Source organism: Flavobacterium sp. (assembly GCF_965277525.1).
Taxonomy (GTDB): Bacteria; Bacteroidota; Bacteroidia; order Flavobacteriales; family Flavobacteriaceae; genus Flavobacterium.
In genome coordinates this window covers 229,448-251,508 of sequence record NZ_CBDIDC010000002.1, presented here as the reverse complement: position 1 = coordinate 251,508, position 22,061 = coordinate 229,448, and the positions used below count along the sequence as shown (strand labels likewise).

Here is a 22,061-nt window from a genome sequence, read left to right as displayed (position 1 = left end):
TTTATTTTATTTTCTTTATTCTATTCTCTTTATTCTATTTTCTTTGTTCTATTCTCTTTATTCTATTCTCTTTATTCTTCCTCTTCCATGTTATGCGTCTTTCCGTAATTACGCCATTTCTCAATACAATCCTGAAAATCCTGAGGCAATTCAGTATCAAAGCGCATCATTTCTCCAGTTGTAGGATGTATAAAACCAAGCGTTTTAGCATGCAAAGCCTGACGTGGTAAGGCTTTAAAACAATTCTCAATAAACTGTTTGTACTTTGTAAACGTCGTTCCTTTCAAAATCAAATGCCCCCCATAACGTTCGTCATTAAACAAAGGATGTCCAATGTGTTTCAGGTGCGCACGGATCTGGTGCGTTCTTCCGGTTTCTAATCTGCAGGAAATCAAAGTCACATAACCAAAACGTTCCAACACTTCATAATGCGTAATTGCAGGTTTTCCGATTTCAGGATCAGCAAAAACAGCCATTTGCATGCGGTCTTTTAAGTGTCTTGCCAGGTTACCTTCAATTGTTCCTTCCTCTTCGGCAACATTACCCCAAACAAGAGCGATATACTCACGTTCAGAAGTTTTAGCTTCAAATTGTTTCGCCAGATGCGTCATCGCCGCTTCTGTTTTGGCCACTACCAAAAGTCCGGACGTATCCTTATCAATTCGGTGCACCAAACCTGGGCGCTCGCTGCTGTTCATTGGCAAATTATCAAAATGATGCGCCAAAGCATTCACCAAAGTCCCGGTATAATTTCCGTGACCCGGATGCACCACCATTCCCGGCTCTTTGTTAATCAGTAATAAAGCGTCATCTTCATACACAATATTCAACGGAAGATCTTCCGGAAGAATATGATTTTCGTATGGCGGATGCGTTAACATAACCGTTACAACATCAAGCGGTTTTACTTTATAATTTGACTTGACCGGAATATCATTTACAAAAATATTTCCTTCAGTAGCGGCGTTCTGAATTTTGTTACGCGTCGCATTCTGAATCAAATTCATTAAATATTTGTCAATACGCAAAAACGCCTGACCTTTAGGGACTTCAAATCTAAAATGTTCGAATAATTCGTCTTCCAGATCTAAATTTTCAGTACTATTGTTCATCTTTTGGGGTTTCAGTAGTTGGCGCAGCTAAACTGTCTGTCGCCTGACTTTCATCTACATAACTTGCTTTTCCGTCACCTAAAACCAAGTCGATTTTAGACGCTTTCAGCACACGGTCTCCTACTTTTAAGTTTCTACCTTTATAACGCATCTCCAGAACCATATCTTTTCCAAGGTTCGGAATATAAGTTATTGTACCTGGCTCAAGCCCTAAAGCTTTCAAAGTAGGCACTGCTTCACGATACGTTTTCTCGATTAAATCAGGAATTTTAACAGATGAAAATCCTGATGCATTAATTTTAATATATATTTTTCTTCCCACTTTTACCTTCGTTCCCGGCAATGGATCTTGCTCAACAACACTATATTTAGGGAATTCACTTCTGTAATCAACACTATCCAAAAGCACATAATCCAAGTCCAGATCATTCAATTTTGCCTCCACTTGCTCTTCAGTCAACTTAGATAAATTAGGAACTTCAATTTCATGTCCGTGATCAGTTGTAAAAGTCAACCAATGCATAAACAAATAACCTAAAACGGCAATAATAGCAATCGCAATCAATACTTGCACAAAAAACACTCGGCTCGTTAAATACTTACGTAAAGTCATAAATTTATTTTTATTAGAGGCAAAGATAAAGCTATTTCGTTTCAAAAAAAATGATAATTTTGTTTTAAACAAGAAAGTCACACGATTGCTATCCTGAGTGAAGTCGAAGGATCATTTTCAGGAGCTATTTCCTGCTGTCCGCTGTATCTTTTGTGCCGAACACCGGCCCAAAAGGATGCCGCTTCCATCAGGGCTAGAGCTTTAGTTTTCATAAGAACGTTCTTTTTTAAACGACATTATTGTCATCCCGAGGAACGAGGGATCTCCGCAAGAAACTCACGCAAAGTTTATCTGGCATGTGGAGCTACTAACGGAGATCCCTCGTTCCTCGGGATGACAAACTAGACGAAAATATTATTATGAAAATGATTCTCCTAGCCCCGATAGAAGTAAAAATCCTTTTGTGTAAGCCACGGCGGACACAAAAGATTGGAACGGATAGCGGGATTAGCTCCTAAAAAAATGCTTTTATTATAGAAATCGGGATGACAAAGTAAGCAAAAATTAGCCCGCAGATGTAAAAGATTTAAAATTCAATTCGCGCAAATTCATGCAATTCGTGGCAAAAAACCTGAAACCTGAAACAAATAAAAACTTGAAACAAAATATAAAATAATGAAAAACATAGCCATCATCATGGGCGGATATTCAAGCGAATATAAAATTTCGCTGATCAGCGGAAACGTCGTTTACCAATATCTTGACAAAACAAAATACAACGGATTCCGTATTCATATTTTCAAAGAAAAATGGGTTTATGTAGACGAAAATAATGCTGAATTTACAATCGATAAAAACGATTTCTCAGTAACAGTAAACGATCAGAAAATTACTTTCGACTGTGTTTTCAATGCCATTCATGGAACTCCTGGCGAAGATGGATTGATGCAGGCTTATTTTGAGTTATTGGGTATTCCGCAATCGTCTTGCGATTATTACCAGGCTGCATTGACTTTCAACAAACGTGATTTATTATCGGTTTTAAAACCATACGGAATCAAAACCGCCATCTCTTACTATCTAAACAAAGGTGATGTTATCAATACTGCCGAAATCGTTAAAAAAGTAGGTTTACCTTGTTTCGTAAAACCAAACAAAGCAGGTTCAAGTTTTGGAATCTCAAAAGTAAAATCAGAAGCAGAACTTCCAATTGCAATTGAGGTTGCATATAAAGAAGATAACGAAATCATCATCGAAAGTTTCCTTGACGGAACCGAAGTTTCTGTTGGAGTAATTAATTACCAGGGCGAAATCAAGGTTTTACCCATTACCGAAATTGTTTCTGATAATGATTTCTTTGATTATGAAGCTAAATACGAAGGAAAATCACAAGAAATCACACCAGCCAGAATCTCAGATGAGTTAACTCAAAAAGTTAGCGAAGTAGCAAAACGTGCTTACGAAGTCTTAAAAATGAAAGGTTTTTCAAGAAGCGAATTCATCATCGTAGACAACGAACCATACATGCTCGAAATGAACACCATTCCTGGTTTAACAACAGAAAGTTTGATCCCGCAACAAGCACAAGCCGCCGGAATTTCTCTTCAAGATTTGTTTACCAATGCGATTGAGTTAGCTTTAAAATAGTTGCTAAGACACTAAGGTTCTGAGATGCTAAGATCTCAGAACCTTTTTTAAACACTATACTATCAGGCTGAGCGAAATCGAAGTCCAGCAAATCGGTTTAGCCCAAAGAAAAAAAAACTTAGTAACTCAGCGCCTCAGCAACTTAGAAACTCAAAAAAAATGAAAGAAATCTTTGAATGGAATAGAGTATTTTACAACGATCTTCCCACGAATTTCGCCCTCGAAGTTGTATTTCGTTCGACTGTTATGTTCATCATCTTATTGTTGACATTAAAATTGGCGGGAAAACGAGGTGTAAAACAACTGTCTATTTTCGAAACTGTAATCATTATTGCCCTGGGTTCTGCCGCAGGCGACCCTATGTTTTATGAAGATGTTGGTATTGTTCCCGCTGCAATTGTTTTTATTGTAATCATTATTTTATATCGCTCTGTCACCTGGCTTACCGGAAAAAGTAAACATTTTGAAGAATTTATAGAAGGCAAAACCGAATGTCTGATCAATAATGGGAAATTTTCTATCGCCACTTTCAAAAAAGAAAGCCTGGCTCAAGACGAATTTTTCTCTGAGCTTCGCATAAAATCGATTGAACATCTGGGACAGGTAAAACATGCTTTTATAGAAACCAGCGGAGAAATAAGTGTATTTTATTATAATGATGAAGATGTACAATACGGATTACCTATTTTGCCTGCTGCATTCAATAAAAAAAGTAAAATCATTGAAAGTGATGGTATTCACGCCTGCACTTTTTGCGGTCATGTTGAAGAACACAAAATAGGAACGGCAAAATGCAAAGTCTGTAAAAAAGACGAATGGGTTCCGGCTTTAAAAACACTTAGAATAACGTAATATTAAATTCCAATTTTTAAATTCCAAATTCCAAAAGCTTCAAAATCTTTTAATTCCTAAAATAAAAATCTTAGAAACTTAGTTACTCAGAACTTTAGAGACTAAAAAGAAAAAACTTAAAAAGAAAAAAAAATGCGAAAAGCCATATTCCCCGGATCATTTGATCCTATTACGTTAGGTCACGAAGACATTATCAAAAGAGGAATTCCTTTATTTGATGAAATTGTAATCGCTATTGGTGTCAATGCCGAAAAAAAATATATGTTTTCACTCGAAGAAAGAAAACGTTTTATAGAAGAAACATTCAAAGACGAACCTAAAATTTCGGTTATTACTTATGAAGGATTAACCATAGATTTGGCAAAAAAACAAAAAGCACATTTTATTTTAAGAGGTTTGCGCAATCCCGCCGATTTCGAATTCGAAAAAGCCATTGCCCACACTAACAGAAAACTGTCTAAAATCGAAACGGTATTTTTATTAACAGCAGCAAGTACTTCATTTATTAGTTCAAGCATTGTTCGTGATGTATTGCGTCATGGTGGTGAATACGAGATGCTGGTTCCGGATGCGGTTAGGGTGAAGAAGTAAACTTTTTAAAGTTAAGGTTAATCCATATGAAAAGAAAAGCTATTGCCATTCTTATAATTTGTTCTATTATTGTTTCCTGTAAAAAAGAAGAAAAGACAGTAAATGAAGTCAAAAAAGATAATAATAAAACTTATTTAGTAAAGAAGTTAGATAGCGTAAGCCTTCTCTACAAAACAACCAATAAAGATAATACCGAAGAAATACGAATTACGTCGTACGAGCCAAGCGAAAATGATAAATATTTTTTAGTCGGAAATAAAAATTTCATTTTAGTTTCAAAATATTTAAAAAAAGGAAATGACTTTAAACTCATAAAAAAAGATACTTTAGTTTCTAATGAGTTTACCTATACTAGAATTGATGAGAAAAGTTTTCAAAAAATAATCATTGCAAATAAAGAATATATTCTTTTATCCGTTAATGAAACTGTGATGGGAAATGCTGTTACAGATGAAAACGTAACTTTTATAATGTTAGATATAAAAACACTTCATTTTTATAAATTAGACTATACAGGCGAACCAACCCTTCGCAGCAATGAAGCAATAGATGGAGAGTTTATTGAAAATGAAAGTCTGAATTCAAACCCAGAAATTAAAAAAATTCTATATCAGTTTGCTCATAAAAGTAAATGGGTCTTTCATAATTTAGAAGATGAAAATCATTACACCAATTATGTACAAAAATGGGAAACTGACAATGATGTTTCTAATCATTTAGCTAATGGTTCTTCAGGAATTGCAGATGTTATTTACAGCACTTATTATAAAGATAATTTGTTCAATTACACCGGAAAGTATGATGAAGAAGAAAGTATAGAAAACAATGATTTTAAAATTGTATCTTATTTTCGAAGCAACATTATCGCATTTGATAAAAATAAAAAAATGTATTTTCCAATTTATACTGAAACTTGTGCAACCGGCTGTGATAAAAAAATAAGATTTATTTCTGAAAACAGCATTGAAGTTAAATATCACGAATATTCGCCATATCCTACTTCAATTATTAATCTTGACGAAATAATATTCAAAAACTAGAATTTTAAACCCAAATCATAAACTTGCAAGCGAAGTAAATTATAAGTAATTTCGCATTTTTAAATAAAACACCAAATAATGAGCATCGAAAGAGAATTAAACAAACGTAGCGGATCAAAATGTGAACTTTGTGGAGCAGAAGAAAACCTAAAAGTATATGAAGTATTACCAACTAAAAAAGGTGGTCTTGACGAAAGCATTTTAGCATGTAGTACTTGTATTGACCAAATTGAAAACCCTGATAATGTAGATTTAAATCACTGGAGATGTCTTAATGACAGCATGTGGAACGAGAATGTTGCGGTACAAGTTGTTGCCTGGAGAATGTTAAGTCGTTTGCGCGCTTCCGGATGGCCTCAGGAATTACTAGATATGATGTATCTGGACGAAGATACTCTGGCATGGGCACAAGCAACGGGAGAAGGCGAAGATGATGAAAACAAAATCATTCACCGTGATAGTAATGGCGTAATTTTAGAACACGGAGATTCTGTAGTTTTAATCAAAGATCTAAAAGTAAAAGGATCAAGCATGGTGGCCAAACAAGGAACAGCCGTTCGTAACATTCGTTTAGACCACGAAAACGCCGAATACATCGAAGGAAAAGTAGACGGTCAGCAAATTGTTATTATCACGCAATACGTGAAGAAAATATAGTTTTTTTTGAGGTTCTAAGTTGCTAAGGTTCTAAGTCTTAAAAAAAACTGAAACCTGAAACAAAACAAACTTGAAACAAAACAAAAAGGCTATTCATATTTTGAATAGCCTTTTTTAGTTTCGTATAAGGAGTAAATTATTTTTGAAATAATTTATTGATCTGATCTTTTAAAAGTGGCTCAGAAACACTACTTGTAGCAGAAGAAGCATCTTTAGAAGAAACCATAAACTGAACTGTAGCTTTCTCAGGAATAACACTTCCTGTATAATGCAACCAAATATAATTATTAGGCAATTCTAATTTTATATCATATAAAGGACTTGCGGTAAAACCATTTACAATAATACTGTAAAGGCTATTATAATCATTATTTACGTTTTTAAATGTAAATTTTCTCAAACTTGAAGATTCATCGTCGTTCTGAATACTTGTGTAATAAACAGTATATTCATCTCCAATTTTTTGAATGTAGTTGTTATTTACTTTTCCTAATCTCTCAACCGGAACAGTCTCAAGAACTTTAATTTGTGCAAAAGAGACAAAACTAAACATCAAAATGGCAATCGTAATAATTCTTTTCATAATTAATTTGGGGTTTATTATTTACGAGCACAAGAAACGCAGAAAATATGATAAATTAAAGCCTTAACCGTTAATTTATTAACAATAAATTAAGATTCGTAAGTTAAATAAATTTAAAGCTATCTAAATGATCAATTAAAATATTGAAATACAACAAATTAAGAAACGTTTCAAGGCTATAACTTTAGAACTAAATCATCTAAAATTCAACGTAAAAACACGTTAAAAACTAAATATTTTAGTACAACAACCTCTTCTTAACGTCGTCAAAATTTCGACATAGACGAAGATGTACTCCAAAAAAAACTGAAACTCAATCCCGAAGCGACCGGGATTGAAAAAAGTTTACTTTTCTTCTTCTTTTTTAACCACTTTGCGGGCAACTTCAATTTTGAATTTCTTGCCTTTCATTTTCTCGTCTTTAATATTCTGTAACAAGTCTTTTACCTTATTGAATTTTACGGCTGCAAACGAAATAAAATCTTTTACCTCTATCAAACCTAAATCGCCTTTTTCGAGTTTCCCTTTTTGAGAAAAGAATCCAACAATATCAATTTTATTCAGTTTTGTTTTCTTTCCGCCACTAATATAAATGGTTTGGTATTCCGGTGGTTTTGGTAAAGTTGTTGTATTCTCAACCTTTAGAACTTCCATTCCGTAATCAATGTAGTCCAATTGCTTTTCACTTTCGTGAATGAGGATATAAGCCGTTCCGGAAGCCTGCATACGTGCTGTACGACCGTTACGATGTGTAAATTCGTCTTCTTTTAATGGTAAGTGATAATGAATTACGTGTTTCATTTCAGGAATATCCAAACCACGTGCAGCCAGGTCAGTTGTGATTAAATAACTTACACTTCCATTTCTAAACTGAATCAAAGCACGCTCACGTTCTTCCTGATCCATCCCTCCATGGTAATAGGTCGAGTAAATTCCTTTTTCGTTTAAGGTGTCGCTTATACGTTCTGCCGCATCACGATGATTACAAAATATAATAGCCGATTGTGATTTTAAAGAACAAATCAAATTGAATAAACTTCCTAATTTGTCTTTAGCCGGCGATACAATTATTTTCATCGACAGATTCGCTTTTTCTTCTTCCTCAGGGATAAAATCTAAAACCGTTGGATTTACCACTCGCGTATATCTTGGAATTTCAATATCTGAAGTGGCTGAAACTAAAACACGTTTGTTTAATTTCGTTAATTTACCAATGATATAAGACATTTGCTCATGGAAACCCAATTGCAATGACTTATCAAATTCATCCAGAATTAACGTTTGAATTTTATCTGTTCTAAAAGTATCTCTGTCAATATGGTCTGCAATTCTTCCCGGAGTTCCTATCAAAACGGCTGGCGGATTACTTAAATTCTTGATTTCAGTATCAATCGAGTGACCTCCGTAGCAAATATTAACTTTATATGGTGTTCCCATTTTTTTCCAAACCTGCTCGATCTGCAAACCTAATTCGCGTGAAGGCACTAAAATTAAACATTGAACCGAAAGAATTTCAGGCTGTAATAATTCTAAAACGGGTAACAAAAAAGCCAGTGTTTTTCCCGATCCTGTTGGAGAAAGCAGTAAAACATTATTATCGTTTAAAATAGCATCCTGAGCTACTTCTTGCATTTCGTTTAGGCTCTCAATTCCTAAGTTCGAAAGTATGTTGTTGGAATGGTGATTTTTATTCATTTTGCAAAAGTAGTCAAAATACTCATTATACAAGGTTTCAGGTTTTGTTTGTTTCAGGTTTCAGGTTGAAATGTGGATAAAAATTAACCGCAAAGTCCGCAAAGTTGATATAATACAAAGCCTTACGTGTTTTGCGGTTAAAAAATTCAAAATCTTATTCTAATTCCTTCAAAATCAACTTAAATTCAGTCACTTCACTTTCGGTTAGTGGTTTCAAAGGACTTCTGAGGAAACCTCCTTCTATTCCCTGAATCTCTAAACCTGCCTTAATAGCTCTTGGCAAACCTTTATTTACTATAAATTTCAGAAGATTCAGTTGCTTGTAAAATACTTTTTGAGCCTCCTGTAAATCATTTTGCTGAATTGCATTGTATAAATCCAGATTCAGTTTTGGGATTAAATTAGGCGCAGCCGTACACCAGCCATTTGCTCCTGCAGCAAAAGCAGCCAAAGCCAAAGGATTTGAACCATTGTAAAAAGCCACATCCTCACCCAGTTCTTTTCGCAAATAATGCATTCTCTGTACATCTCCTGTGCTTTCTTTAATCATCGTTACATTAGAAATTTCAAGAAGTCGTTTGAGCAAAGCAGGCGACATATCTACTCCACCGGTCGCAGGATTATTGTACGCCATTATGGGGATCGAAATTTGTTTGGCAACGGCATCATAATGCGCTATAATTTCATCATCAGTAAGTTTCCAGTAACTCATCGGAATAATCATCACGGCATTTGCTCCGGCTTTCTCCGCAAATTTTGCGTGATAAACCGTTCTTTCCGTTGTTAAATTTGATACACCAACCAAAACAGGAACCCTGCCTTTTACCTGATCTATTGTCGCTTCAGTAATTGCTTCTTTTTCTTCATCTGTCAAATAAGGCATTACACCAGTGCTTCCTAACGGAGCGACAGCATGAGAACCGGCAAAAATTAATCGTTCCAACAGTTTTTTATATAATACAATATCCACTTTTTCGTCCTTATCAAAAGGAGTGATCGGATAGGCAATAATACCTTTAAACGGGTTGTTTTTCATTTACTTTTATATTTTATTAAAGGTCTCTTCCCTCTTCTTCTCTTAAGGCAATACCTAAATTCTGAAGCTGTGGCGCATTTTCACAGGCAATGTATTTGGCAGATTCCACACTGCTCAGGTTTTTATGTCTGTGCCATGCCCAGCTCGGGATGTAAACCGCATCACCGGCTTTCCACTCAACTTTTACATCTTCAACTTCCGTATACCCATGTCCTTCAATCACATAAATAACCGTTTCATAAGTGTGGCGGTGTTTGTTTGTCAATTGATCGGGTAATAAACCACCAATTGTCATGCTTACGTTTTTGCTCGGAAGATCAACAAAAAAGACAGGATGTTTACGCTCTTCAGAAAACTGATTGTGTACTCCGGCTTGTTCTACATTCCTGTGAATTAGTTTTTCAGGCATCACAAAAGTGGGTCTGGCAAAAGTTTCGTGAAAGTCTTTTGATGAAAATTGTTTTTTAGTTTCCATAATTTTATACTATTTAATTTTTTGCATTATTGCTTTTCAAAATTATCTTAACTTTGGACTACCAAAGTGATACAGTTTTAATATAAATAACTAGTCCAGATGTTAAGACCTTGGCAATTAGAAATTCAGATCAACACGAATTCTGACAAAGCAATATACCTGCAAATCGCAGACGCTATTATCGAAGCTATACAAACAGGAATGCTTAATAGCGGAAATGCTTTGCCCGGAAGCCGACAACTTGCCACACTTTTGAAAGTCAATAGAAATACCATTATTGAAGCTCTGGATGTGCTTATATCAGAAGGCTGGCTAATTACAATAGAAAGAAAAGGAACTTTTGTGGCTGATGTTCTTCCCCTATCTAAAGAAAACATAACTCAGCAAGAAAAAACAGATTTTATAAAAGAAGAAGTAAACCCTCTTATCATTTTTGATGATGGGATTCCTGACAGCCGAATTGCACCAATGAATGAATTGGCAAGAGCTTACAGACAGATTTTTAATCGAAAATCGCGCTGGCAAATCATGGGGTACAGTACTGAATTTGGAAATCTGGAATTCAGGAAAGCCATTGTTCAGATGCTTAATTTTAAAAGAGGGATGAACATTACGCCACATGAAATTTGCATTACGCGAGGGAGTCAAATGGCAATGTATCTAACAGCTAATTGTTTACTAACACAAGGTGACTATGTAATGGTCGAAAATCCTGGCTATAAGCCTGCCTGGGAAACCTTTGAAAATGCCGGAGCACAATTACTACCTGTAAATATTGACAAGGATGGCCTGATTATCGAAGAAGTCGAGGAACATTTGAAGAAACACAAAAGTATAAAGGCAATTTACGTGACGCCACACCATCAATATCCAACAACTGTAACTTTGAGTTTAAAAAGGAGATTAAAACTTATCGAATTATCCAACCAATCCAACTTTACGATTATTGAAGATGATTATGACAATGAATTTCACTTTGGGCAACGTCCCATTTTACCTGTTTCGAGTTACAGCCATGCAAAAAACGTTATTTATATCGGGACATTAAGCAAAATTGTAGCACCGGCTTTACGAATTGGTTATTTAGTAAGTAGTCCTGAAAACATTCTAAAAGTAGGCAAACATCGAAAAATGATTGATGTGCAAGGTGATAACATCATGGAAGAAGCCGTTTTGCAGCTTATCAACGAAGGCGAAATAAAAAGACACCTCAAAAGAACGACACTTATTTATAAAGCAAAAAGAGATTATTTTGAAACTATTTGCAACCAATACCTCAAAGACAAAACTACCTTTATCAAACCCGAAGGAGGTCTGGCTTTTTGGATCGTACCAAATTCAGATGTAAATATCTTAGAAATTGCAGACAAATTATTGCTAAAAGGTATAAAAATTATCACGCCGGAAAAATTTAGTTTTGGTAAACCAATCTCAGGATTCAGACTGGGTTACGCTTCACTTACCGAAAAACAACTCGAAAAAGGAATAATCGAGCTTGCTAAATATTTATAAAATGTTTCAGGTTTTGGTTGTTTCAGGTTTCAGGTTGAAATACGAATAAACTTTGTGTTGATTGTACTTAAGGTGCGCAAAGATTTACGCAAAGTTCGCGAAGTTTTTATGTACACAGCTTTGCGTTTATCAACACCTTTAGTGTAAAAAACTTCGCACGCTTCGCGGTTAAATTTAAAAACACACAGCATTAACCTGAAACATCAACAAAGAAAACCTGACTCGAAACTGAAAGTCGAACAGGCGAAGCAAACAAAATTCTCTATATTTGATTATTGCTTTAAAACCAAAACTATGAAACTCTTAACCATTATTATTTCGCTTTTATCGTTTACCATTTTCGCTCAAAACAATAAAAAATACGATACTTTTTTCGAAAAAGGAAATGGAAATCAATCCGCTTCGTATGAAGAAACAATACGTTATTTTAAACTTTTAGCCCATGATTTCCCAACGATCCAAATCAAGGAAATGGGTTTAACAGATTCAGGAGAGCCTTTGCACATGGTAGTTTATAACCCTGACAAGGAATTTGATTTTGAGAAAATCCAGAAAAACAAAGCGGTTCTTTTTATCAATAACGGAATCCATGCCGGAGAACCTGACGGAATCGATGCTACAATGCAATTCTACAGAGATTTAGCCATAGGAAAATTGAAAGCGCCTAAAAATACCATTTTAGTGACCATTCCGGTTTATAATATTGGCGGGGCTTTAAATCGAAATTCAACCACAAGAGCCAATCAGGATGGTCCGGAAATCTATGGTTTCAGAGGGAATGCCAGAAACTATGATCTGAATCGGGATTTAATGAAATCTGACACTCGAAACACAAAGAGTTTTGTCGAAATTTTCCAGAAAATAAATGCCGATGTTTTTATCGATAACCACGTCAGCAACGGATCTGATTATCAATACAAACTAACCTATATCATGACACAGCACAATAAGTTAGGAACTGTTTTAGGGAATTTCTTAAATAACGAAATGATGCGCGCTCTGGTAAAAGATTTACAAAATAAGAAAATAGAAACGACGCCTTATGTAGATTCTTTTAAAGATACGCCGGACAAAGGTTTTGGTCAGTTTGTAGACAGTCCGCGATATACAACGGGTTATACTTCGTTGTTTAACACAATTGGTTTTGTGGTCGAAACCCATATGCTTAAAAAATATGCCGAACGTGTAAAAATGACCTACGAATACACCAAATCGACTTTGGATTTTACGGATGCGAATTATCAAAAAATCAAAGCGCTTCGCATAAAAAACCTCGAGCAATATCAGCCTAAAAAGCCCTATACTTTAAAATGGGAATTAGACAGTACAAAAGCAACCACATTTTCGTTTTTAGGGTATGAAGCAAGTTACAAAAAAAGCGATGCTACAACCGGAAATCGTTTGTATTACGACCGAAGTAAACCGTATAAAAAAGACGTTCCGTATATCAAAGAATTCAAATCGGTCAAAGAAGTGGTGATTCCGTCTGCTTATATTATTCCGCGTGGTTATTGGAATATTGTTGATCTCCTGAAGAACAACAACATTACCTATTCGCAACTTAAAAACGATACGATTATAGAAGTCGAAAGTTATAAAATTGCTGATTTTAAAACGGTTCAAAATGCTTACGAAGGACATTATTTGCATTACAACACTACTATAAATTCTAAAGTTGTAAAATTGGCTTTCGCCAAAGGTGATTACTTAGTTTCGACAAATCAAAAAGGGGTAAAATATCTTTTAGAAGCTTTTGAACCGGAAGGTGTCGATTCTTTCTTTAACTGGAATTTCTTCGATCCTATTTTACAGCAAAAAGAACATTACTCTGAATATATTTTTGAAGATACGGCAGCAAAATTGCTTAAAGAAAATCCAGCCTTAAAAGCCGAATTAGAATCTAAAAAACAAACTGATCCTGCTTTTGCTAAAAACGCCGAAGCACAATTGGATTGGATTTATAAGCATTCTGTTTATTATGAAAAGGCGCATTTGCAATATCCTGTTTATCGGTTTTTGTAGCTTGTGAAATTAACCGCAAAGTTCGCTAATTTTTTTTACTTTTAATGGGCTAATAAAGCGTTAAGATCGCAAAGCTGTTCGTGTAGACCTTTATCAAAGTTTCGAAACTTTGACAAAGGTAAAAACCAAACTATCTGGTTATTTTTAAACATTAATTTTTAAACAAAATGGATACTCCTTTTTATCTGGAAAGCTTTCAAAAAATAGTCGATCAGTTAGATTTGAAATTATTTGATGAAAAAGCAATTGAAGTTTCGGTTGGGATTTATTTGGATTCTGTTTTTATAAAATTGTATAAAAAATTCTGGACAAGTAATCCTCAGGAAGCATTAACAGCCGAGTCAAGGATTTTCTTTTCTGTTTGGATTAGTGATGCAACGATACAAAAGCAAAAAATAATGTACAATATTCATGCTTTGAAATTAAGAAAATTAAAAGGGTATAGAATTGAAAGCAGAAAATTTGCTGAAATTTTCAGGAAAGATTTTAAAGAATACGAGCAAGAGTGGCAAAATGTAAGCGTAAATCATGGTCCGCTAACATTGATGGAAGGTTCAATAAAACTTGATTTAGAAAACTTTCAGGAAGAAGTTTTAAAACTTGCTAGTAACTTTCTAAAAATTGAGTATTTAATTGACCAAACTCTTAATCGGTTTAAATAAAAATATGATAATGGTATATAAACTTTTCCTAGCTTTGCTGTGCGAAGTCTCCCGACTTCGTACCCGTTTCTAAATTCCGGTCCAAATTATTTTTTTTGATTCTCTTTATGGATTATTGGAATGGGTACGAAGTCGGGAGACTTCGCACAGCGATCAGCAAATCCTATGAATGAACACTTTGTAGAGCTGGTTATCCTTTTTTTGTTAATTCTAACCTATTTAAATCGAATCAGGAATAATAATTATTTATCCTTCAATACATTTTGTAAAAATTCAACTTTGTCTTTTTCTGCCTGAACTAAACGTTCGTACAATTTTTTATTTTCTTCGTAAGCTTCAATTAACTTTTCTAAAGGATTAAAAGTAAGATTACTACAAGAATTATTTAGTATTTGTCCTTTTGCACTATTATCATAGAAATTATTAAAATAATTAATAGCAGCTTCGTCTGAAAAATTTTTAAGGGCTTCAACACTTACTCCCAGAGCTTTTGCTACTTCTGCAAGTTTTTCATCGCTGATAGTTTCGCTGTTTTCAAGAGTAGATATAGCCTGTTGGTTGGTTCCCATAGCTTGTGCCAATGCTTCTTGTTTCATGTCTCTAAGTTCACGAATACGGCAGATTTTTCGCCCTATATGATTCTGTTTTGTAAGTGTGCTCATAATTCAAAGATAATATTAAGGGTAATAACAGGCAATATATAAAAAACATATTTTGTTAGGTATGATACATTCAAAATGATTTGATACAGTATAAATTGTTCCTTATTGTTTGCTAAACAAAAGTACGATTTTTGAAACATCAAAGGTATAAAAAGTCAAATAAGCTAATTATATTTTAATTTGTATTTTCGTACATCTATAAACCAATTAACTTTTATTCTATGTCATTTCAAGGATATCTAAAAACCATTAAAGAAAAAACAGGAAATGGTCCGGCTGAATTTAAAACTCTGGCAGAACAAAAAGGATTTACAATAGACGGAAAACTCAAACCCGAAGTAAAAGCGGGAGATATTGTAAACTGGCTTAAAAATGATTTTGATTTAGGTCAGGGACATTCAATGGCAATTTATGCATTGCTTAAAGGCATAAAAAATGAGAATAGCGAATAAAAAGTGTAAACAGTTAAAACTTTTGCAGGATAATTTTAAAAAAGAAAATGAGAATAATTTCAGTTAGAGAAAATCCAGAATATAAAGACAAAACAATTCAATATTTTCAAAATAGCAATCAGCAAAATGAACATCTGGAAGATCGCTAGGAAATTGCTAGAAAAATTACTTCCAGAGTGCTGCTCCGCGTTAGGGATAGCAGCCAATGTCATTAAGTTAAGGGGAGATCTATAAAATTACTTAACAGTTTAATCAAGAAAGTAATTAGAAAAATCCGTTTTTATCAGCGTTTTCGCTTTAGCGAATCAGTAAAATCAGTGTCTAATTTTGACGCGGATAAAAAAGATTTACTTCGTAAAAACGCGGATAAAAACGGATTTGATTTGCAATAATTTTATTTTTAAAAGCTTAACTTAACGACATTGGGATAGAAGCTGGCTACCGAAGTAGCGCGAATAGCCCGACAGCAATTAAGAAAAGGCTCAATAAACTTTGCGTTCATTGGGTCTTTTCTTAAATGGTGGCACGCCGGGATCAATGTCAAAAAGCAATGTAAATTGCAATGAAAAATAAGATCTAAAAATTAAGATTGATCTTTGGCCATTGACATTGAACTTTGATATTGTTATTGCAGCTGATTCTCTTCTTCAAACAACAATTTAATATTCTCGTAAGAGTTTTTTAGGGCTTCTTTTATTTGTTCGGGATTCAGCCATTCTACTTTTTCGATGCCTTCTTCAGCTTGGCCATGTGGGATTCCCTCAAAATCGGATTGCATTTCGAACCAATGGGTAACTTTGAGTTTGTATTTTCCGTTACGTTTGAAAACGTGATACGTTTTTTCGAGTTTATTCGTGATGCGGAGTTTGCCAACACCGGTTTCTTCTTCGACTTCGCGCATGGCAGTGTCTTCGATTTCCTCGCCTTTTTCTATTCCGCCTTTTGGCAAGTCCCATTTTCCGTTTCGGAAGATGAATAAAACTTCACCCTTTTTATTGTACACAAGACCTCCACCCGCTTTATTAACAGGGATTTTAGCCTTAAGCGTCTTCATAATTTCCTTTTCGTCAGGATGATACAAATAAGCCTTTTGAATTTTATTTTGAAACATTTTGACGATAATCTGCTCAATATCAATACTCTCTAACAAGAATAATTGAAAATCGGTCTCCTTTGAGATTTCATTTGTCAAAAAAAGTGGTTTGTCGTTCACAAAAACTTTATACATTTGTACTATGATTTTTAATAAAGATACTGCCGAAAAAACAGCCGAATTGCTTTTGCAAATAAATGCAATTAAATTGAATCCCGAAAATCCTTTTACATGGGCTTCTGGTTGGAAATCTCCTATTTACTGTGATAATAGGTTAATTCTTTCATTTCCGAGCATCCGAAACTACGTTCGTGATGAGTTTGCGAAGAATATTGAGAAACAATTTGGGAAACCAGATGTTATTGCTGGTGTTGCCACTGGAGCTATTGGAGTGGGAATTCTTGTTGCTGAGAGCCTTGGATTACCATTCGTTTATGTGCGTCCGGAAGCGAAAAAACACGGAAGACAAAACCAGGTTGAAGGTTTTTTACAAAAAGGCCAAAATGTTGTTGTTGTCGAAGATTTAATCAGCACAGGAAACAGCAGTTTGATGGCTGTAGAGGCTTTACGTAACGAAGGCGCGAACATAAAAGGCATGGCAGCGATTTTTACCTACGGTTTTAATGTTGCCGAAGAGAACTTTAAAAACGCTAATATCGATTTGTATACGTTAAGCAATTATGAAAACTTATTAGATTTAGCGGTTCAGAAACAATATATTACCGAAGAACAACAATCTACTTTACTGGAATGGAACGAAAGTCCGTCTACCTGGGGAAAAGAGGAAGAATAATTTTAGATTAAAGATTTTAGAATCTAGCTTTGCGAACTTTGCGTTTATGAAGCTAAAGTAGAGAGAAAAAAACTTTGCGCCCTTTGCGGTTAAATTATAAAGACAAAAAATATGAACTTAGAAAGTCCAAAAGTTACTGTTCAGAAATCAGCTCAAGATTTATTTGATTTATTGACTGATGTTAAGAATTTTGAAAAATTAATGCCGGATAATATCGCTAAATTTGAAGTGATTGGCGAAGATGCTTTTATTTTTGGATTGAAAGGTATGCCGGAAATAAAACTTAAAATGAAAGAAAAAGTAGCACCAAACAAAATTGTTTTAGGAGCTGCAAGTGATAAACTTCCGTTTACTTTGGTTTCGAATATTGAAAGTATTTCAGATGCTTCAAGCGCTGTTAAATTGCAATTTGAAGGAGAATTTAACGCCATGATGGCGATGATGATCAAAGGACCAATTAGCAAATTCATTGAAACTTTGGCAACTAATATGACCAAACTTTAATTATCAATAATAAATTGTTAATCGTTACCTATAAATTTAAAGCCTGATTTTACGATCAGGCTTTTTTTTTTGCCGCAGATTACAGGATTTGAAATATTTTTTTTTCACGCAGATCCTGCAGATCATAGCAGATTTTTTTTGGATTTAAAATCATTTTAATCTGTGGAATCTGTGGCAAAATACTTTTGAAATAAATTATAAGCATGGCACATTAAACCTTTGTCACTTTGAACCTCTGCACCTTTGCTCCTTCATCAATAAAGCATCTGAACCTCCTTGATATCAAATTCTGAAACCGAATCATCTTCTAACAGAATCTGAATTTTCCCTACAGACGAAACGCCCTGAATAATTCCCATGAAATTATCTCCAGAAGTCTTTGGGCTGAGATTTTTAAACGGCATTGGAACTCCTTTTCTGAACAAAGAATTAAAATACTCTTTTCGGAAATCTACTGAATGCGTTTCCCAGAATTCGATTTTTTCTTTTATTTTTTCGACTATTAAAAAAGGAAAAACATTTTTATCAAATTGCGTTTTACAAATCACCGATAACGACGAAGCATGGGGCAAATGGTCAAAATTGGTCTGATTTACATTGAGTCCTATTCCGACAACTGACACGATCCTGCCATCGCTTTTTAGGGTATTCTCGATAAGTATGCCACCAATCTTTTTATTATATGACATAATGTCGTTAGGCCATTTTATACATAATTGAGGAATATGCAATGTTTTTAAGGCTTCGATTACTGCTAACGAAATGATAATACTAAGGTTAAACACCTTTTCATTATCATACAAAAAATCCTTGACCAAGGCACTCATAATTAAGTTTTTACCTGATTCTGATTGCCATTTAGAACCCATTTGCCCCTTGCCTTTTGTCTGATTTTCAGCAGTTACTACGGTAAAATTATCAAGTTCATCCTGACTGGCTAATGACTTAAGGAAATCATTTGTAGAATCTATGGCATCGAGTTTGATTAGTTTCATTAAAAGAATTTAATTAACTTAATTTAATATTTTGTTAAGGTTCAAAAATAATCACAAATTTTGGTAACTTTACAAAATCATATAAAATAATTCATGGCGAAAAAGACTATTAATAATGATGTTCTATTGGCGAACATAATCAAAGGGATTGAAGAAGTAAAAGGAAATGATATCGATATTCTTGACTTAAGAGAGATAGACACGGCAGTTTGTGACTATTTTGTCATTTGCAACGGAAATTCAAACACCCAAGTTAACGCCATTGTTAACTCTATTCAAAAAACAGTATCTAAAGACTTAAAAGACAAACCTTGGCACGTAGAAGGAACCGATAACGCAGAGTGGGTTCTGATGGATTATGTGCACATTGTTGTACACGTGTTCCAGAAACACATTCGTGAATACTATAATATCGAGAGCCTTTGGGGTGACGCCAAAATAACTACAATCGAAAACAAATACTAAAAGAAACTTTCTCTAATGGCTAAAGATAACAATCCAAATCCGAATAAATTTAAGATAAGTCCCTGGTTAATATACACCGCAATACTTCTAGTTTTTTTATTTATAAGTTTTGCAACCGGAGGATCAAACTTAAGCGAACCTGCTCAATTAACTTCTTCTAAATTCAATGTATTATTAGAAAAAGGCCAAATCGAAAAGGTCATTGTATACAATAAAGCTGAGGCTGAGGTATATTTAAACGCTGCTGCCCTTAAAGATCCGGCAAATAAAAAAGTAGCTAAAGATATTTTTGAAAGACCAAATAAAGGTCCTCACTATACTTTAGAAATAGGTAACGATCAGATTTTTCAAACTAAATTAGAAAAAGCAGTTGGCGAAGGCAAACTGAAAGATTTTAATTTCTTGCAAAAAAATAACTGGAGCGATATTTTAATCAGCTTACTTCCTATCATCATTATTATTGGTGTATGGATTTTCATCATGCGTAAAATGTCAGGTGGCGCTGGTGGCGGCGGCGGACAAATCTTCAATATCGGAAAATCTAAAGCTAAATTGTTTGATGAGAAAACAGATATCAAAACTACCTTTAAAGATGTTGCGGGATTAGAAGGTGCTAAAGAAGAAATACAAGAAATTGTAGAATTCCTTAAGAACCCTGAAAAATACACCAATCTTGGTGGTAAAATTCCTAAAGGAGCTTTACTTGTAGGTCCTCCGGGAACTGGTAAAACATTGCTTGCGAAAGCCGTTGCAGGAGAAGCTCAGGTACCATTCTTTTCGTTATCAGGTTCTGATTTCGTAGAAATGTTCGTAGGAGTTGGTGCTTCACGTGTTCGTGACTTATTCAAACAAGCTAAAGAAAAATCTCCTGCCATTATCTTCATCGACGAAATTGATGCTGTTGGTAGAGCAAGAGGAAAAAGCAATATGTCAGGCGGTAATGACGAAAGAGAAAATACTTTGAACCAATTACTGACAGAAATGGATGGTTTTGGTACAAACTCTAACGTAATTGTTTTGGCTGCAACAAACAGAGCTGACGTTCTTGATAAAGCTTTAATGCGTGCAGGTCGTTTCGACAGACAAATTTTTGTTGACTTACCGGACATTCGCGAAAGAGCTGAAATTTTTAAAGTACACTTAGCTCCTATCAAAAAAGTTGAAGGTCTTGATCTTGACTTCCTGGCCAAACAAACTCCGGGATTCTCTGGTGCTGATATTGCAAATGTGTGTAACGAAGCTGCATTAATTGCTGCCCGTTATAACAAAACTGCAGTTGACAGACAAGATTTCCTAGACGCTGTTGACAGAATCATTGGTGGTCTTGAAAAGAAAAATAAAATTATTACTCCGGACGAGAAAAGAGCAATTGCTATTCACGAAGCTGGACACGCAACTGTAAGCTGGATGCTGGAGCATGCTGCACCGCTTATTAAAGTAACTATTGTTCCTCGCGGACAAAGTTTAGGAGCTGCATGGTACCTTCCTGAAGAAAGACAAATCGTGAGAACTGACCAAATGTTAGACGAAATGTGTGCTACTATGGGCGGAAGAGCTGCTGAAAAGGTAACTTTTGACAGAATTTCTACCGGCGCATTGAGCGATTTAGAAAAAGTTACACGTCAGGCTCGTGCTATGGTTACGATTTATGGTTTGAATGAAAAAATTGGAAATGTTACTTATTATGACTCAACAGGTCAAAGTGAATATAATTTCTCAAAACCATATTCTGACGAAACTGCAAAAGTTATTGATAAAGAAATCTCAGAATTAATTGAAGGTCAATACCAAAGAGCCATTCAGATTCTGGAAGAAAACAAAGACAAGCTAAATCAATTAGCTGACATATTAATTGAAAAAGAAGTTATTTTTAAAGATGACTTAGAAACTATTTTCGGAAAACGTACTTTTGATAAAAATTTAGAAGAAGTGGTTTCGTAAATATTCAGTAAATATGTAATATTTTTTAAAATCTTAATTCAAAATAGCCTTTTGAATTAAGATTTTTTTATCTTTGAACGTTTTCAATTAACATGTAAAGTATTTCATATAAAATGAATTTTTTCAAAAAAATATTTGGGTCTAGCGATTCCGCTTCTGATGAAGAAAATGAAAGCGAGTATGGAGGAAATCATGCTCCCGACAGTCATTTATCTATCGATGAAAGATTCATTTTTAATTTCAAAAAAAATGGAGGTAAATTCTTGTATTGTGAAAACAAACAAGAGGTTGCCGAACAATTTGAAAACATCCTGGAAGAAAACGATTGGTTTGAAAGCGAAGTATTATGTTATGAGCCCGGGCTTTTCCATTTACTGGCAGAAAATAAATTACTTTATACCTCTCCTAAAAACCCTAAATTTTTATTGGCTACTTGTGAAAATCTAATTGCTGATGAAGGTTCTATTTTATTTTCATCCAAACAAATCAGACAAGACAAGCCAAACGAATTACCTGCCAATATTGTAATTATTGCTACAACAAGTCAGCTGCAATTAATAAAAAGTGATGGCCTAAGTGCGATCAAAAGAAAATACGAAAGGGACTACCCTACAAATATTACCACAATAAAATATTTCGAAAAAGCAAAGGAAGAGGATTTTACGCAATACGGAAGTGTTGCTAAAAACTTATATTTATTGCTCTTAGAAGATCTTTAA

At 34.5% G+C, this 22,061-nt stretch carries 23 protein-coding genes; 14 read left to right on the top strand and 9 right to left on the bottom strand.

The window, feature by feature from the left end:
- Positions 1–71 precede the first annotated feature (71 nt).
- Both ACQY44_RS03290 and ACQY44_RS03285 read right to left on the bottom strand, forming a co-directional pair.
- A complete protein-coding gene (locus ACQY44_RS03290) occupies positions 72–1,112 on the bottom strand; it encodes an RluA family pseudouridine synthase (protein ID WP_428228995.1) in 1,041 nt (346 codons plus the stop codon).
- A complete protein-coding gene (locus ACQY44_RS03285; RefSeq protein WP_428228994.1) occupies positions 1,102–1,725 on the bottom strand; it encodes a PASTA domain-containing protein in 624 nt (207 codons plus the stop codon). Before ACQY44_RS03285 ends, ACQY44_RS03290 begins: the two co-directional genes overlap by 11 nt.
- A gap of 615 nt (positions 1,726–2,340) precedes the next feature.
- Here ACQY44_RS03285 and ACQY44_RS03280 point away from each other — a divergent pair.
- The 5 genes from ACQY44_RS03280 to ACQY44_RS03260 all read left to right on the top strand — a co-directional run bounded on the left by ACQY44_RS03280 (position 2,341) and on the right by ACQY44_RS03260 (position 6,452).
- On the top strand, positions 2,341–3,312 hold the full coding sequence (locus tag ACQY44_RS03280) for a D-alanine--D-alanine ligase (protein WP_428228993.1): 972 nt from the start codon (positions 2,341–2,343) through the stop codon (positions 3,310–3,312).
- Positions 3,313–3,471: 159 nt separating this feature from the next.
- Entirely contained in the window at positions 3,472–4,164 is a 693-nt protein-coding gene (locus ACQY44_RS03275; protein ID WP_428228992.1) for a DUF421 domain-containing protein, read from the top strand.
- A 132-nt stretch (positions 4,165–4,296) separates the two neighbouring features.
- Entirely contained in the window at positions 4,297–4,755 is a 459-nt protein-coding gene (gene coaD, locus ACQY44_RS03270; protein ID WP_173972493.1) for a pantetheine-phosphate adenylyltransferase, read from the top strand.
- Positions 4,756–4,781: 26 nt separating this feature from the next.
- Positions 4,782–5,795: a hypothetical protein gene (locus ACQY44_RS03265; protein WP_428228991.1), complete on the top strand. Its 1,014-nt coding sequence runs from the start codon at positions 4,782–4,784 to the stop codon at positions 5,793–5,795.
- Between the two features lie 78 nt (positions 5,796–5,873).
- Positions 5,874–6,452: a PhnA domain-containing protein gene (locus ACQY44_RS03260; protein WP_428228990.1), complete on the top strand. Its 579-nt coding sequence runs from the start codon at positions 5,874–5,876 to the stop codon at positions 6,450–6,452.
- 136 nt (positions 6,453–6,588) lie between these two features.
- On the opposite strand, the gene ACQY44_RS03255 is transcribed toward ACQY44_RS03260, so the two are convergent.
- The 4 genes from ACQY44_RS03255 to ACQY44_RS03240 all read right to left on the bottom strand — a co-directional run bounded on the left by ACQY44_RS03255 (position 6,589) and on the right by ACQY44_RS03240 (position 10,241).
- Positions 6,589–7,035 carry a hypothetical protein gene (locus tag ACQY44_RS03255; RefSeq protein ID WP_428228989.1) on the bottom strand — a complete coding sequence of 149 codons (447 nt, stop codon included), beginning with the start codon at positions 7,033–7,035 and terminating at the stop codon, positions 6,589–6,591.
- Between the two features lie 345 nt (positions 7,036–7,380).
- The gene (locus tag ACQY44_RS03250; RefSeq protein WP_428228988.1) at positions 7,381–8,730 is read right to left on the bottom strand and encodes a DEAD/DEAH box helicase; all 1,350 of its coding nucleotides are present in this window, start codon (positions 8,728–8,730) and stop codon (positions 7,381–7,383) included.
- A 154-nt stretch (positions 8,731–8,884) separates the two neighbouring features.
- Positions 8,885–9,766: a dihydrodipicolinate synthase family protein gene (locus tag ACQY44_RS03245; protein WP_428228987.1), complete on the bottom strand. Its 882-nt coding sequence runs from the start codon at positions 9,764–9,766 to the stop codon at positions 8,885–8,887.
- A 16-nt stretch (positions 9,767–9,782) separates the two neighbouring features.
- Complete coding sequence (locus ACQY44_RS03240) at positions 9,783–10,241, bottom strand: cupin domain-containing protein (protein WP_428228986.1); 459 nt, start codon at positions 10,239–10,241, stop codon at positions 9,783–9,785.
- 99 nt (positions 10,242–10,340) lie between these two features.
- Here ACQY44_RS03240 and ACQY44_RS03235 point away from each other — a divergent pair, with 99 nt between their 5' ends.
- The 3 genes from ACQY44_RS03235 (at position 10,341) to ACQY44_RS03225 (ending at position 14,437) form a co-directional block, all read left to right on the top strand.
- Complete coding sequence (locus ACQY44_RS03235) at positions 10,341–11,753, top strand: PLP-dependent aminotransferase family protein (protein WP_428228985.1); 1,413 nt, start codon at positions 10,341–10,343, stop codon at positions 11,751–11,753.
- Positions 11,754–12,047: 294 nt separating this feature from the next.
- Positions 12,048–13,775, top strand: coding sequence for a M14 family metallopeptidase (locus ACQY44_RS03230; protein ID WP_428228984.1), 1,728 nt, complete (start codon positions 12,048–12,050; stop codon positions 13,773–13,775).
- Between the two features lie 167 nt (positions 13,776–13,942).
- The gene (locus tag ACQY44_RS03225) at positions 13,943–14,437 is read left to right on the top strand and encodes a hypothetical protein (RefSeq protein ID WP_428228983.1); all 495 of its coding nucleotides are present in this window, start codon (positions 13,943–13,945) and stop codon (positions 14,435–14,437) included.
- A 242-nt stretch (positions 14,438–14,679) separates the two neighbouring features.
- Here the strand turns inward: ACQY44_RS03225 and ACQY44_RS03220 are convergent, their stop codons facing one another.
- Positions 14,680–15,099 (bottom strand): helix-turn-helix domain-containing protein, encoded by a 420-nt coding sequence (locus ACQY44_RS03220; RefSeq protein ID WP_428228982.1) that lies wholly within the window; start codon positions 15,097–15,099, stop codon positions 14,680–14,682.
- Between the two features lie 221 nt (positions 15,100–15,320).
- Between ACQY44_RS03220 and ACQY44_RS03215 the strand changes: the two genes are divergently transcribed.
- Complete coding sequence (locus tag ACQY44_RS03215) at positions 15,321–15,551, top strand: DUF4287 domain-containing protein (RefSeq protein WP_428228981.1); 231 nt, start codon at positions 15,321–15,323, stop codon at positions 15,549–15,551.
- Positions 15,552–16,176: 625 nt separating this feature from the next.
- On the opposite strand, the gene ACQY44_RS03210 is transcribed toward ACQY44_RS03215, so the two are convergent.
- Positions 16,177–16,779: an NUDIX hydrolase gene (locus ACQY44_RS03210; protein ID WP_428228980.1), complete on the bottom strand. Its 603-nt coding sequence runs from the start codon at positions 16,777–16,779 to the stop codon at positions 16,177–16,179.
- Positions 16,780–16,786: 7 nt separating this feature from the next.
- Here ACQY44_RS03210 and pyrE point away from each other — a divergent pair, with 7 nt between their 5' ends.
- On the top strand, positions 16,787–17,437 hold the full coding sequence (pyrE, locus tag ACQY44_RS03205; protein WP_173972482.1) for an orotate phosphoribosyltransferase: 651 nt from the start codon (positions 16,787–16,789) through the stop codon (positions 17,435–17,437).
- Between the two features lie 111 nt (positions 17,438–17,548).
- A complete protein-coding gene (locus ACQY44_RS03200; protein ID WP_428228979.1) occupies positions 17,549–17,941 on the top strand; it encodes an SRPBCC family protein in 393 nt (130 codons plus the stop codon).
- Positions 17,942–18,195: 254 nt separating this feature from the next.
- Here the strand turns inward: ACQY44_RS03200 and ACQY44_RS03195 are convergent, their stop codons facing one another.
- The gene (locus ACQY44_RS03195) at positions 18,196–18,936 is read right to left on the bottom strand and encodes a biotin--[acetyl-CoA-carboxylase] ligase (RefSeq protein ID WP_428228978.1); all 741 of its coding nucleotides are present in this window, start codon (positions 18,934–18,936) and stop codon (positions 18,196–18,198) included.
- Between the two features lie 93 nt (positions 18,937–19,029).
- Between ACQY44_RS03195 and rsfS the strand changes: the two genes are divergently transcribed.
- From rsfS to ACQY44_RS03180, 3 genes are all read left to right on the top strand, one after another.
- A complete protein-coding gene (rsfS, locus tag ACQY44_RS03190; RefSeq protein ID WP_042564267.1) occupies positions 19,030–19,401 on the top strand; it encodes a ribosome silencing factor in 372 nt (123 codons plus the stop codon).
- Positions 19,402–19,416: 15 nt separating this feature from the next.
- On the top strand, positions 19,417–21,342 hold the full coding sequence (gene ftsH / locus ACQY44_RS03185; protein ID WP_428228977.1) for an ATP-dependent zinc metalloprotease FtsH: 1,926 nt from the start codon (positions 19,417–19,419) through the stop codon (positions 21,340–21,342).
- A gap of 113 nt (positions 21,343–21,455) precedes the next feature.
- A complete protein-coding gene (locus ACQY44_RS03180; protein ID WP_428228976.1) occupies positions 21,456–22,061 on the top strand; it encodes a lactate utilization protein B/C in 606 nt (201 codons plus the stop codon).